Origin of the sequence: Amorphus orientalis (assembly GCF_030814015.1) — a bacterium.
GTDB lineage: Bacteria > Pseudomonadota > Alphaproteobacteria > Rhizobiales > Amorphaceae > Amorphus > Amorphus orientalis.
Map to the genome: position 1 here is coordinate 906,754 of NZ_JAUSUL010000002.1, position 13,878 is coordinate 920,631.

Genomic DNA, 13,878 nt, shown 5'->3' on the forward strand with positions numbered 1-13,878 from the left:
TCCTCAGACCAGGAACTCCGCGTCCGCATTGCGCAGAAGCGCGTCGAGGTCGAAGTTGCCCTCGTCGGAGATGAAGCCGAACGTGACCTCCTGCCCCGGGGCGATCGATCCGTTCCAGTCGGCGTTCGCGATCGCGTAGCGGTCGCCATCGGTCTCCACGATCCCGCCGTTCCAGATCTGGGTGATCTCGAACGGAAGATCGATGCCGAGCTGCCATCCGTCGATGGCGGTATCGCCCTCGTTGGTGATGGCGATCTCGTATTGAGCCCCGCTGCCCCAGTCGTTGACGACCTTGAGATCGAAAGCGAGGGCCTCGCTGCCGTCGTCGGACGGGTCGGGATCGACGGGATCCGGGTCGACCGGATCCGGATCGCTCCCGTCGTCGTTGTCGAGGATCGTCGCCGTGGCGAGCAGATCGTCTCCGAACGGATTGGTCACCGAGAGCGAGAAGCTCTCGTCACCCTCGACGGCGCTGTCATCCAGGATCGCAATCGTGACGGTCTTCTCCGTCTCGCCGGGCTGGAAGACCAACTCGCCGGAGGCCGCCTCGAAGTCCTCGCCGCCTGTGGCCGTGCCGTCCACCGTCTCGTAGGCGATCGCGACGGCCGTGTCCTGAGCCTGATCAAGGGAGACGGTGAAGGTGACCGTTGCGGGTCCGCCCTCGCCTCCCGTGGTGTCGTCCATCAGCGGTTCGAGCTGAGCGATCGCGTTCTGGCGGACGGTGGTCCAGTCGTCGTTCAGGATGCCGCCGGTGTCGCCGGAATTCGGGTTCCAGGACCACCAGGCCCAGCTGATGCCCGATTCGCCCGGCTGCAGGTCGCTCGTTCCGTCGAGGTCGTAGTCCCCGTTCAGATACTGCACGATCGCGTCGGCCCATTCCCGGTCGATATCGGTCTCAAGACGCGAACCGAACTCGCCGATCAGCACCGGGGCGATCCCCTGCTCGTGGATGTATCCCCAGTTCTCGGAGAAGACGTCCGCCAGGTTCGAGCCGTCGTGGAACCAGGGCTGGTCGTAGACGGACGCCGGATAGTCGTGCGCGGAGTAGACCAGCTTGCCGTCCTGGGCGAGATCGATCGGACGATCGGCCACGCCCTGAAGGTTGCCGCCCCACCAGTAATTGTCGCCCTGATATTCGGCGACGCCCTCGACGACGATCAGCCAGTCGGGATTGACCGCATGGATCGCGTTGCCGGCGGCTTCGGCCGCGGCCGCCCAGTCCGTCGGGCCGCCTCCACCCCAGGTACCGTTGTGGGGCTCGTTGTGCAGGTCGGCGCCGATCACCGTGTCGTCGCCGGCATAGCGCTCGGCGAGCTGGGTCCAGTGGTCGATCCAGTCCTCTTCACTGTACTCGTCCGTGTACCAGAGTCCGTTGCCCTGGGCCCCGTCACCGGCCGTCACCCGATGGTGGTCGAGCAGGATCTTCAGGCCGATGTCGCCGGCGTAGTCGACGATCTTGTCCATGATCTCCATCCCGGAAAGGCCGGCGAGATCCGGGTTCTTGGCGAAGTCGATGCCGCTCGGCGAGCCGCCGGTCGCGACCAGCTCGCCGGAGAACGGAAGGCGGATGGCGTTGAAGCCCTCCTCCTTCATCTGGTCCATCATGTCCTGCCAGTTGCGGGCCCACAGGCCGTGCGGAGCGGACAGGTCCGTCTCCATGCCGAACCAGTTCACGGCACGGATCTCGACCTCGTTGCCGGCACTGTCGATGATCGCGTTGCCGCTGGTGGACAGCGGTCCATCGGCGAAGACGGACGATCCGCCGCCGCCGGTCGCACCTTCACCGACCTCGCCGCCGGAGACCGACAGCACCGGCGGTTCCGGCGGCGCCACGTCGTCGCTGGTGACGGTCGCAGTCGCCGATCCGTCCGCGATCGTGGCTCCGGTGGCGCCAGTGAACTCCACGGTGAAGGTCTCCGGGTCCTCGACGTCCATGTCGTCGATGAGATCGATCTCGACCATGCCTTCGAGAGCCCCTGCGGGGATCACGATGCTGCCGCTGGCGGACACGAAGTCCGAGCCTGCCGTCGCCGAGCCGGCCTGGGTCGCGAAGCTGATCGTGACGTCGCTGTCTGCGGCTTCCGACAGCCGAACGGTGAAGGCGGCCGTCCCGTCTTGCTCTCCGACGGTAATGTCGGAGATCGACACGTCCGGGAGGACCGGTTCGGGGTCGGTTCCGCCGTCGCCGCCGCCATACACGGCGTCGGAGCCGTTCAGGGTCACCTCGGAGAGCGCGGCCGGTGCGCCGGACGCCTGGAAGCCGAAGCCGATCTCCTGTCCGGCAGCGACCGACCCGTTGTAGCCGACATTCTCCACCACGTAGCGGTCGCCTTCGTGGGAGACGATGCGCCCGTTCCAGACGTTGGTGATCTCCGCGTCCAGAGTGAACGCGACCTGCCAGCCGTTGACGGCTCCATCAGGCGTGAAGCCCAGATCCGCCACGAAACCGCCGGACCAGGATGAGCGCACCTCGTAGGAGAGATCGGCGTTGGAGGCGGCGTAGATCAGCTCACCGTCGGTCGGATCCGGAGCGGTTCCGCCATCGGTCTCGCCGCCGGTTTCCCCGCCCTCTCCGCTTCCATCGTCGTCGTTGAAGGCATCGGCGAGAACCTGTTCGACCTCGCTGCGTGCGGCGCTGTCGGCGAACCGGATGCGGTCCCCGATCCCGTCGGCGAGCGCCTCGGCAGTCGGCATCATGATCGTGGCCGTGTAGCCGGTCGATCCGACTTCGAGGTTCAGGTAGCCGTTCTCGTCCACGAACGCGCTCAGATCATCGGCGTCGACATCCACGCGGACGTAATCGGCGTCATCGTGCAGGTGGACGTGATCCATTCCGGTCTTGCTGGCATCCACGACGAGCGCGAGATCCGGGTCCGGCTCGGGATCTCCGCCATCGGTGCCGTCGCCGTCATAGCTGTCGAGAAAGGCGTTGAACCGCTCCTTCTGAAGCCGGCCGTCCTCCACCGCGTTGTCGCGCCGCCAGAGCTGATCGAGCCCCTCAAGGTCGGACGGTTCGACATTGGTGATGACCGTCTTGCCCCAGTCGTCGTTGTAGCCGCCCCAGCTGTCGCCGAAGTGCGAGATCGTCATCGTGCGGGCGGCATCGTCGTACTCGATCTTCATTTCGCGACCCGTGAAGGTCGTGAAGTTCAGCACGATGTCGCTGCCGTACTGGGCCTGCATCGCAGCGAAGTCATAGGTCGTGGTTTCGCCGGCGAGATGCGTCTGCATCGTGATGTGATTGTCCGGCGTCGTGCTTGCCGGGTCGAGCGAATAGACCGACGCGACCAGGTCGTCCTGGAAGTGGTTGTTCGTCGACGCCCAGCTCTGGATCAGCGTCGGCAGATCGGCGGCATCGATGTCGGAGATGCTCGCGAGGGGCTCCTCGGCTTCCCAGATGCTGACCGGCATGACGTGCAGCGTGAAAAGCCCGTCCGGCTGTTCCTCCCAGAGGACGCAGTAATTGTGGGCGTTCATTTCCGTGACGTCGGATCCGTCGCGGAACCCGAAAACCAGAATGTCGGAGGCGGGGTCGTACGTGCTCAGATCATCGGAGCCGACAACGAGGATGTCACCGCTCTGCGGACCGCTCCCTGCCGGCCAGTCCGCATTGCCGCCGGAGGCCCAGCTGCTTTGCGGCGCCACGGGGTAGCCCAGTCCATAAGGGTTGAAATAGTCCGGGGTATCCCCGTCGAAATCAGTCCAGTTCACGCTTGCCATGGTCGTACGTGGTGCCTCCATTCTTGCACACCCGCAGGTCGCCGCCGCTTCATGCGGCGGCCGATTTCAGTTCGGTGGACCGGATGTCCGCCTGCTCGCGTCCTTCATGGCAGAAAGGCCGTATTTCGGACGCAATTCTCCTGTCCCGGGCCAGAATTGGTCTGGTCCCGGCTTGTTTTTACGATCCGACTACTGGATATCCGCTCCCGAAAGAGATCGCTTCATTGGTCTCGGATGAATCGAGACCTGTCGAATTCTCAGGGGATCGTTTCTCTGTGTCCCAATTGGGGCATCGTTGATCTCGAATGCTTAGGAATCACGGAACGTGCGGCGCATCTGGGCCTGCAAGGGCTCCAGCAGATAGGTCATCACCGTCCGCTCCCGGGTCTGGATGAACACTTCCGCCGGCATTCCCGGCACCAGTTCCGCACCCTTCAGCCGGTCCAGCTCCTCGGTCGAAAGCGACACGCGCGCGCTGTAGTAGGTGGCGTCCGTGTGCTCGTCCCGGCTGAGATCAGGCGAGATACGGGTCACCGTCCCTTCCAGCTGCGGCGTCTCGCGCATGTCGAACGCATTGAGGCTGACGACGGCCGGCTGCCCGAGATGCACCTGCTCGATATCGGTCGGCGGGATCATCACGTCGATGACGAGACGGTCGTTGTCCGGCACGATCTGGAGAATCGGTTCGCCGCCTCCGACCACGCCGCCCTCGGTGTGGACGGCAAGCTCGTGCACCATGCCGGCCGCGGGCGCGCGGACGTCGATCCGGGCAAGATCGTCTTCGGCCGCGACCAGCCGTTCGCTGAGATCGGCGATCTTCGTTTCCACGTCCCGGATCTCGGCGAGTGCCTTCTCGCGGGCGTCCCGCTTCAGCTGCAGGGCCTCGATTTCCGTCTCGGCGATCCGGCCCTTGACCACGGCGATGCGGGCGACCAATTCGCCGCGCTCGCCTTCCAGGCGCGCCTTGTTGCGCTCGAGCGCCATCACCCGCGTCTTCGGAACGTGTCCCTGTGCCAGCAGCGACCGCAGCCCGCCGAGTTCGTCAGCGATCAGCTCGATCTCCAGCTCCTTGGCGTCCAGCTGCGCCTTCAGGCCTTCGATCTCTTCTCCGAACTGATCCTTGCGCTCTTCCAGCATGTCGAGCTGGCCGGCCAGGGTCGCCAACCGTGCGGCCAGAACCCTGCGCTCGCCGGCGATCGCGGTTTCGACAGCCGGTTCCGTGAGGCGGTCGGTTAGCCTGTGCGGGATCACCAGGGCGTCGCGGTCCTCACGTTCCGCATCGAGCCGCGCCCACCGCGACTGGAGCGCGATCAGTTCGGCGTCGAGGATCGCCCTTCGGGCCCTGGCCGACGTGGCGTCGAGCTGGATCAGGAGGTCGCCGGCGGCAACCGTGTCACCGTTCTCCACGAAGATCCGGCCGACGATCCCGCCGTCCTTGTGCTGGACCGTCTTCACGCTGCTGGAGACCACCACCTGTCCCGGCGCGATCACGGCGCCGCCGAGTTTCGCCATGGCGGCCCAGCCGCCCACACCGACGACCATAAACCCGCACACCAGGCCTCCGATCAGGAGGTCGTGGCGGAGGCGCCCGCCGATCTTCCGAAATCCGTCCCGCTCGCTCATGACTGTCCCTCCGCGACGGCCGTCCGGATCATCGCCGGGCTTGCCCCGGTTCGTGCTTCGGGTGGTGCGGTGCGCGGGCGCTGGGCGGCGGCCCGTTTTGCCGCCGGTCCGAGCACCTCCTCGCGCGGCCCGATGCGCGCGATCCGGCCGGCGTCCATCACCGCGATCAGATCGGCCGAGAGGACCGCGCCCGGCCGGTGGGCGACCACCACCGCGATACCGCCCCTGCGGCGCACCCCGGCGATCGCCTCGGCCAGCGCCGCCTCGCCTTCCGCGTCGAGATTGGCATTCGGCTCGTCCATGACCACGACGAAGGGATCGCGGTAGAGTGCGCGCGCCAGACCGACCCGCTGCCGCTGTCCGGCCGACAGGCCAATGCCGTGCTCGCCGATCACGGTTCCGTAGCCTTGCGGCAGCGACAGGATCTTTTCGTGGATGCCGGCTGCATGCGCGGCCGCGATGATCGCCCTGGAATCCGGTTCGGCCGAGAACCGCGAAATGTTCTCCGCGATCGTGCCGTCGAAGAGTTCGACGTCCTGAGGCAGATAGCCGATGTGACGGCTGCGCGCCGCTTTCGGCCACTGATCCAGGGGAGCGGCGTCGATCAGGACGCGGCCGGCGGCCGGGGTGACCGCGCCTACCATGGTCCGGGCGAGCGTCGACTTGCCGGTGCCGGTGGCTCCGATCACGCCGAGCACGGTGCCGGCATTCAGCTTGAGGGAGGCGTCGATCAGGATCGGTGCGCGGCTGTTGGGCGCGAGCACACTCACCCGTTCGAGCGCCACGTCGCGGACCGGATCGGGCAGCGGCATTGGCTCGGGCTTGTCGGTGTCGGACAGTTCGGCGCGCAGGTTCCTGTAGGCGGCCCGCGCCGACAGCAGGCCGCGCCAGTTCTGGACGACCATTTCGACGGGCTGGAGCCCCCGCGCCATGATGATGGCCGCTGCGATCATGGCGCCACCGGTGAGCACACCCTGGATCGCCAGATAGGCGCCGAACCCTAGGACGGCGGACTGAAGCCCGAGCCGGAAGACCTTGATGGCGACGGTGGATCCGCCGACGATCTGGGAGGCCCGAGCGCTGGCGCCCAGGAACCGGTCGTCCAAAGCTTCGAACCGCTTCGAAAGCACGTCTTCCATCGACAGACCGGCAATGACGTCGCGGTTCCGCCGGGCCGCTTCGACCATCGCCGTGCGCTCCGCGCCGGCGGCCGAAGCCAGCGCCGTCATACGGCGCGCGCGATGGTTCGTCACGGCGGCGATGGCGAGCAGCACCAGGGCGCCGATGGTGGCCACGATCCCGAGCAGCGGATGAATGAGGTAGACGATGGCCAGATAGACCGGGATCCAGGGCAGATCGAAAAGCGCCGACAGGCCGGCTCCGCTGACGAACTGGCGGATCTGGTCGAGATCGTTCAAGGGGCGCGGCCGGGCGGCTTCGTTCGGCCCGGCGCCGCTCTGGTCCAGCGATCTCAGGAAAACCGCCGGACCCGCCCGCTGGCTGATCCGATGGCCGACCTTGACCAGGGCCCGACCGCGGATGGCGTCAAGAACGCCCATAAAAAGGTAGATGCCGGCCACGAAGGCCGACAGCGCGATCAGGGTCGGCACGCTGCGGCTGGTCAGAACACGGTCATAGACCTGCAACATGTAGAGCGGCCCTGCCAGCATCAGCAGGTTGACCACGGCGCTGAACACCGCGACCGCGGCCATCGCATGACCGAGACCCGCGAAAGCGGATCGATCCGCAGACGCCTTCTGCCCCCATTTCATTCGCGCACCCCGCCGCCGTGCCGTTTTTGCCCCGGAGCGCGAGTTATCGTTTCAGGCCGGCGCGCCGAAGGCACCCGGACATCCACAAACCGATCGCATCGCCCCGCTATTCAGATCTGCGGCAAACTTCCGACATTGTCTTCGTTTCGCCGCAATCAGCCATCGGCCGACGCGAAATCAATCACGCCGACACGAATACTGAAGGGGCGAGTGGATCTACGAAATGTCGCGACAAATCAACTGCTGATAGTGTTTTTCGGCATTACAAATAGTTAAGGGGCGCGGAAGCTGGCGCCGCGCCCCTTCAGGAAAGGCCACAACATCTTGGAGTTGCGAAAGAAACTCGTTTCCTGCCCTGTCGCTCTCCAGTTTTTCGGATCGGGCCGGAATTATTCGGCTTCGCCGGATTCTTTGGCGACGGAGATCGCCTCCTCCAGAACCTCCAGATCACCGATGTGATTGGCCAGCAGAAGAACCAGCCGCGTGTTGACGTCCGCGCTCTGCTCTTCGCTCAGGCCCCGATGGGCATCGACGATGGTCTGAAAAGCGGCGTCGGGGTTCGGAAACCGGGATTCGGTCACCAGGTGCTTGGTCATCGAAGCTCTCCTATGCGCGTCCGCACGCACGGTCGATCGCGTGTTTCACCTTGCCGGCGTCGAAAGTCCGGAACCGGGCGGCGAGATGCTGATCCGGCCGAACGACGTAGGTGCTGCCGGGGGTGGCATCCAGGCGCCGCTTGAACAGGCCTTCACTGTCCAGAAGATCGTCTCCGATCACCTTGAGGGTCGCGCCTTCGACTGAGTTCGGCCGACCGCCGTCCCGGGCGTAAAGGACGGTGAACCCGTCGCCGAGTTCGTTGAGGAGATGGGTGTCCCTGTGGTCGGCGGTCTGCATGGGACAGTCCGGAAGCGGCCCTCCCAGGCGGGCGGATCCGGCAAAGACGTCTTGGTCCTCGGTCGAGAGTTCCGTGTCGTACACCGAGGGCATGGACAGCCGGCCCGAATTCACCATGACGCGGGCGAACGGGGCCGTTCGGGCGAGATCCAGGACGGCGTTGCGCAGGCGCCGCTCGAACGCCGAGCGCGGCGCGATGAAGTCCGTCGACCGGGTCGAGTGGCCGATGTTCTCGTCGGCGGCGGCAGAGCGCTCCAGATTGTAGGTCTCGATCAGGCTTTCCGGCGCCTCTCCCTTCAACACCAGGGCGAGCTTCCACGCCAGATTTTCGGCGTCCTGAACACCGGAGTTGGCCCCCCGGGCACCGAACGGCGACACCTGATGGGCGGCATCGCCGGCGAACACGATCCTCCCGTGAACGAAGTTGTCGATGCGCCGACACTGGAACGTGTAGACCGACACCCACTCCAGATCGAAGTTGCTGTGACCGAGCATCTGCTCGATGCGCGGGACCACGCGCTCCGGCTGCTTCTCCTTCTCGGGATCCGCGTCCCAGCCGAGCTGCAGGTCGATGCGCCAGACGTCGTCCGGCTGCTTGTGCAACAGCGCCGACTGGCCGGGATGGAACGGCGGATCGAACCAGAACCAGCGCTCGGCCGGGAAGTCGGCCGCCATCTTCACGTCGGCGATCAGGAACCGGTCTTCGAAGACATGGCCCTTGAAACCCTCGCCGAGCATGTCGCGGATCGGCGATTTCGCCCCGTCGCAGGCCAGCAGCCATTCCGCATCGATTTCATACGGACCGTCCGGCGTTTCGATGGTGACCACGACGCCGTCGGCGTGCGGCGCCACCTTCACCGCCTTGTTCAGCCAGCGCAGGTCGATCTGCGGCAGATCCAGCGCCCGTTCGACCAGGTACTGTTCGACATAGTACTGCTGCAGGTTGATGAAGGCGGGCATGCGATGCCCCTCCTCCGGCAGAAGGTCGAACTGATAGGCCAGGTCGTTCTCGTGGAAGCACTTGCCGAGCTTCCACGTGACTCCCTTGTCGATCATCTTGTCGCCGACGCCGAGCCGGTCCCAGATCTCCAGCGTGCGCTTGGCGAAACAGATCGCCCGCGACCCCTCGCCGATCCGGTCCGCATCGTCGAGGATAACGACCGGCACGTCTTTCTCGGCGAGATCGATGGCGAGGCTCAGCCCGACCGGTCCCGCCCCCACGATGACCACCGGTCGCCGCACCGGCCCGGCGGCGTCCTGGTCGGCAGAGCGTTTATACGCGAACTGATAGACCCCCTTGCGTTTTTCGACGCCGTGCGTGGCACCACCTTCGGCCATGTCCGATTTCCTCCCAAAGGACCGGCTTCTCGGCGGCGTCGCGCTCCGACGCCGCTGCCGGTTCCCAGATATCCACTCCCCCGCCGCAGTCTTATTGTCCCTGCAGCGCCTCCCAGACCTGCCGATCCCGTTCCGCCGTCCAGACCCGCGGCGTGTCGATGCCGCGCGCTTCGTCGTAGGCGCGCGCCACGTTGAACGGCAGGCAATGTTCGTAGATCGCGTAGTCGGTGAATTTCGGGTCACAGACCGCGCGGCAGGCGTCCCACGCTTCCTTCAGAGTGCCGCCACGCGCGGCCACCTGCGCCACAGGGCGGTAAGTCGACTCCAGGAAGTCGCCCGTCAGATCGAGCGCTTCCTCGACCTTGGCTTCGCCGACCAGTGCGTCGCCACGGCCGGGTGCGATCGCCGCCGGCGCGAACGAGCGGACGGCTTCGAGCGTGCCGCCCCAGTCGGAAAAATGACCGTCGCCGCAGTAGCAGGCCGATTTGTATTCGACGATGTCGCCGGTGAACATTACGCCCGCATCCGGTACCCAGGCGACGATGTCGCCGGCGGTGTGGGCGCGGCCGAGATGGATCAGATCGACCCGGCGGTTGCCGAGGTAGACGGTCATCGACGTCTCGAAGGTCATCGTCGGCCAGGTCAGCCCGGGGATCGATTCGTGACCCTCGAACAGGCGCGGGAATCGGCCGAACTCCGAATCCCAGTCCTCCTGGCCGCGCTCGGTGACCATCGCCCGGCAGACATCCGACGCGATGATCTCGTCGGCGTTGTAGGCCGACGCCCCGAGAACGCGCACGGCGTGGTAGTGGCTGAGCGTGACGTAGCGGATCGGCTTGTCGGTGACCGACCGCACCTTCTCGATCACCATATTGGCGAGCCGCGGCGTCGCCTGGGCGTCAAAGATCATCACGCTGTCATCGCCGATGATCACGCCGGTGTTCGGATCCCCTTCGGCGGTGAAGGCGTAGAGGTCACGGCCGACTTCGGAGAACGATACGGTCTTTTCGCCCATGTCGCCCGTGGAGGCGAATTGCTTGGCCATAGCTGGGTTTCCTCGTTTCGGATCGTGCAAGTGGAAATGACGGTCGCGGCAGAGCTCGCGGAAAGCCTCCGGCTCGCTCGTCCTGCTGGCGTCAGTTCGGTTGTGATGCGGCGATATCAGCCAGGACCGCCTTGGTCGAATTGGCTCCGCCTGCCTCATAGGGAACGACGATGTCGTCGATGACGGCGCGGCCGTCCTCGTCGACCATCTCGAACCAGGTTTCGCTATAGGCTTGGGATTCCGGACCTTCGCCGGAGCAGGACTGGAACTGAAACCGGGCCACGACCACCGCCTTGCCGTCTTCCGCGGGTTTGGGCGTGATGGTCAGGTTTTCCAGCGGGCATCCGTCCTGCGCGTCGACGATCGGATCGTAGTCGAAAGGCGTGCCCGCCTCCCGTGCGAACTCGTCCTGCATCGCGCGAGCATAGAGATCGCGGAATGAGCGGCTGAACAGGCGTTCCAGGCGATCTGCCGTGAACAGCTCTTCCGGTGCGGACGCGACCTCCGACCAGTTGCTCTCGGTCACCTGCATGACCTCGCGGACCGGTGCGACCGTATCCGTCGCGAGCGCCGGTGCCGCGACGCCAAGGACAAGCGACGCCGCGAGCGCGGCCAGCCTAGCCATCGTATTTCTCGAGCTTCTGCTCGATGGCCCCGAAGATCGAGTGATGCGTGCTATCGAGCATTTCGATGCGCACGGTATCCCCGAAGCTCATGAAGGGCGTCTTCGCCGAGCCTGTGTCGATGGTCTCCACCGTCCGGATCTCGGCCAGGCACGAATAGCCGACGCCGCCGGCCTCAACGGTCTTGCCCGGACCGCCATCCAGCTTGTTGGATACCGTGCCGGAGCCGACGATCGATCCCGCGCAGAGCGGCCGGGTCTTTGCCGCGTGGGCAACCAGCGTCGGGAAGTCGAACGTCATGTCGATGCCGGCGTTCGCGCGGCCGAAGGCCTTGCCGTTGTAGTCGACGTTCAGCGGAAGATGGACCTTGCCGTCCTTCCAGGCGTCGCCCAGCTCCTCCGGCGTGATGGCGACCGGCGAGAAGGCCGACGACGGCTTCGACTGGAAGAAGCCGAAGCCCTTGCCGAGTTCCGCCGGGATCAGCCCGCGCAGGGAAACGTCGTTGACCAGCATCAGCAGCTTGATGTGGTTTGCCGCCTCGTCGGGCGTGACGCCCATCGGAACATCGTCGACGATCACGGCGATCTCGGCCTCGAAATCGATCCCCCAGGCCTCGTCGGCCAGCCGGATCGGATCGCGCGGCGCCAGGAATGAATCCGAACCGCCCTGATACATCAGCGGATCGGTCCAGAACGTGTCCGGCATCTCCGCGCCGCGTGCCTTGCGCACCAGCTCCACGTGATTGACGTAGGCCGACCCGTCCGCCCACTGGAACGCGCGCGGAAGCGGGCTGAGCGCATCGTGCTCGTGGAAGCGCTCGGTCGGGACCGCGCCGCTGGCCAGGCTCTCGGCGAGCGCCTCGAGCTTCGGTGCCACGGCGGCCCAGTCGTCGAGCGCCGCCTGCAGCGTCGGTGCGATGTGGGAGGCGTCGGTTTTTTCGGTCAGGTCCCGCGAGACCACATGGAGCCGGCCGTCGCGGCTCCCGTCCTTCAAGGTGGCGAGCTTCATCAGTCCCAGTTTCCTTCCGGCGTTCCGTCGAACCGCTTCTTCAGACCGGTCCAGCAATCCAGATAATCGTCCTGCAGCGTCTGAGACTCAGCCGCATAGCTGGTCACGTGCTGCGGGTAGCGAGTTTCGAACATGAACGCCATGGTCTCGTCGAGCTTGACCGGCTCGAGCTTCGCGGTCGACGCCTTCTCGAACCCGAACGCGTCCGGACCATGGGGAAGCATCATGTTGTGAAGGCTCATTCCGCCGGGCACGAAGCCCTTTTCCTTGGCGTCGTACTGGCCTTTGATGAGCCCCATGAACTCCGACATGATGTTGCGGTGATACCAGGGCGGCCGGAACGTGTTCTCCGCCACCATCCAGCGCGGCGGGAAGATCACGAAGTCGACGTTGGCCGTTCCCTCCTCGCCCGACGGCGCCGTCAGCACCGTGAAGATCGACGGATCGGGATGGTCGAACAGGATCGCGCCGACCGGGGAAAACGTCGACAGATCATACTTGTACGGCGTGTAGTTGCCGTGCCACGCGACCACGTCCAGCGGCGAATGGTCGATCTCCGTCTCGTAGAAACGGCCGCCCCACTTCACCTGCACCCGGCACGGCTTCTCCTTGTCCTCGTAGGCGGCGACGGGCGTCTTGAAGTCACGCGGGTTGGCGAGGCAGTTCGCGCCGATCGGGCCGCGGTCCGGCAGCGTGAACTTCGCGCCGTAATTCTCGCAGATATAGCCCCGGCACGGGCCGTCGGTGAGACCGACCTGGACCATCATGCCGCGCGGGATGATCGCGATCTCGCCGGGCGCGACGGCCATGCGGCCGAGTTCGGTGAAGAGATCCAGCGTGCCTTCCTGCGGCACAACCAGCATCTCGCCGTCGGCGTTGAAGAAATAGTCGTCCTCCATCGCCGTATTGAAGGCATAGACGTGCGACGCCATGCCGACCTGGGTGTGGACGTCGCCGGCCGTCGTCATGGTCCGGATGCCGTGGACGAACGTTGTCGCCTCGTTCGGCATCGGCGTCGGATCCCAGCGCAGCTGGCCGATCGGAAGGTCGCCGTCATCGACGTTCGGCGCGCTTTTCCAGTACGGCGCGGACATGCTCTTGAAGCGGCTTGTGTGACGCACGGACGGGCGGATCCGGTAGAGCCACGACCGTTCGTTGGTGCCGCGCGGGGCCGTGAACGGAGAGCCGGAAAGCTGTTCCGCGTAGAGGCCGTAAGGCGCGCGTTGCGGGGAATTCTGACCCTGGGGCAGCGCGCCCGGCAGGGATTCCGTCTCGAAGTCATTGCCGAAGCCCGGCATGTAGGCGAGGCCCATGGCTTCCTCCTCGTCGGATGAGACGTTGCTCTTTCCGCCCGGAACGGGCAGGCTTCGTGGCAACGTCGTATCAGATGAAACGAATGTCAACGGATGCCGACCGATACAGCGACGCATGCCTTCAAACTCGACGAGTTCGTCCCCTATCTCGTCAACGTCCTCGGCTCGCGCCTGTCCAACGAACTGGGCGCGGAATACGGCGAACGCTTCGGGATCTCGATTTCGGAGTGGCGCGTGATGGCCCATCTCAGCCAGCACGAGCGCGTGTCGGTTCGCGAGATCTACCGGCGTGTGGAGATGGACAAGGTGAAGGTATCGCGGGCCGCAGCGCGGCTTGAAGCGTCCGGTCTGATCACCAAGGAACCCTCCGAGGATGACCGTCGGCTTGTCTGCCTCTCCCTGACGCCGAAAGGCCACAAGGTTTTTTCCGAGGTGGCCGAGCTCGCCCTGTCGTTCGAGCAGCGCTACCTGGACAAGCTGAGCCCGGACGAAGCCCGCGAGTTTCGCCGCCTCCTCACCATTATGCTCGGCTGAGCGGTTTC

The 13,878-nt window shown here is 65.5% G+C and carries 10 protein-coding genes; 1 reads left to right on the top strand and 9 read right to left on the bottom strand.

Annotated features, from left to right (window positions below; genetic code table 11):
- Positions 1-3: 3 nt before the first annotated feature.
- The 9 genes from J2S73_RS12005 to hmgA form a co-directional block, all read right to left on the bottom strand.
- Positions 4-3,741 carry a cellulase family glycosylhydrolase gene (locus J2S73_RS12005; protein WP_306885776.1) on the bottom strand — a complete coding sequence of 1,246 codons (3,738 nt, stop codon included), beginning with the start codon at positions 3,739-3,741 and terminating at the stop codon, positions 4-6.
- Between the two features lie 288 nt (positions 3,742-4,029).
- Complete coding sequence (locus tag J2S73_RS12010) at positions 4,030-5,343, bottom strand: HlyD family type I secretion periplasmic adaptor subunit (RefSeq protein WP_306885777.1); 1,314 nt, start codon at positions 5,341-5,343, stop codon at positions 4,030-4,032.
- The gene (locus J2S73_RS12015; protein ID WP_306885778.1) at positions 5,340-7,055 is read right to left on the bottom strand and encodes a type I secretion system permease/ATPase; all 1,716 of its coding nucleotides are present in this window, start codon (positions 7,053-7,055) and stop codon (positions 5,340-5,342) included. The genes J2S73_RS12010 and J2S73_RS12015 overlap by 4 nt, the downstream gene beginning before the upstream one ends.
- Before the next feature lie 449 nt (positions 7,056-7,504).
- The gene (locus tag J2S73_RS12020) at positions 7,505-7,711 is read right to left on the bottom strand and encodes a DUF2783 domain-containing protein (RefSeq protein WP_306885779.1); all 207 of its coding nucleotides are present in this window, start codon (positions 7,709-7,711) and stop codon (positions 7,505-7,507) included.
- Positions 7,712-7,721: 10 nt separating this feature from the next.
- Positions 7,722-9,347 carry an FAD-dependent oxidoreductase gene (locus J2S73_RS12025; RefSeq protein ID WP_306885780.1) on the bottom strand — a complete coding sequence of 542 codons (1,626 nt, stop codon included), beginning with the start codon at positions 9,345-9,347 and terminating at the stop codon, positions 7,722-7,724.
- 91 nt (positions 9,348-9,438) lie between these two features.
- A complete protein-coding gene (locus J2S73_RS12030) occupies positions 9,439-10,392 on the bottom strand; it encodes an MBL fold metallo-hydrolase (protein ID WP_306885781.1) in 954 nt (317 codons plus the stop codon).
- A gap of 91 nt (positions 10,393-10,483) precedes the next feature.
- Complete coding sequence (locus J2S73_RS12035; RefSeq protein WP_306885782.1) at positions 10,484-11,017, bottom strand: hypothetical protein; 534 nt, start codon at positions 11,015-11,017, stop codon at positions 10,484-10,486.
- Positions 11,010-12,023 carry a fumarylacetoacetate hydrolase family protein gene (locus tag J2S73_RS12040; RefSeq protein WP_306885783.1) on the bottom strand — a complete coding sequence of 338 codons (1,014 nt, stop codon included), beginning with the start codon at positions 12,021-12,023 and terminating at the stop codon, positions 11,010-11,012. The genes J2S73_RS12035 and J2S73_RS12040 overlap by 8 nt, the downstream gene beginning before the upstream one ends.
- Positions 12,023-13,336, bottom strand: a complete 1,314-nt coding sequence (gene hmgA / locus J2S73_RS12045) for a homogentisate 1,2-dioxygenase (protein ID WP_306885784.1) — start codon at positions 13,334-13,336, stop codon at positions 12,023-12,025. The genes J2S73_RS12040 and hmgA overlap by 1 nt, the downstream gene beginning before the upstream one ends.
- Before the next feature lie 93 nt (positions 13,337-13,429).
- Between hmgA and J2S73_RS12050 the strand changes: the two genes are divergently transcribed.
- Positions 13,430-13,870, top strand: a complete 441-nt coding sequence (locus tag J2S73_RS12050) for a MarR family winged helix-turn-helix transcriptional regulator (RefSeq protein ID WP_306885785.1) — start codon at positions 13,430-13,432, stop codon at positions 13,868-13,870.
- Positions 13,871-13,878 lie beyond the last annotated feature (8 nt).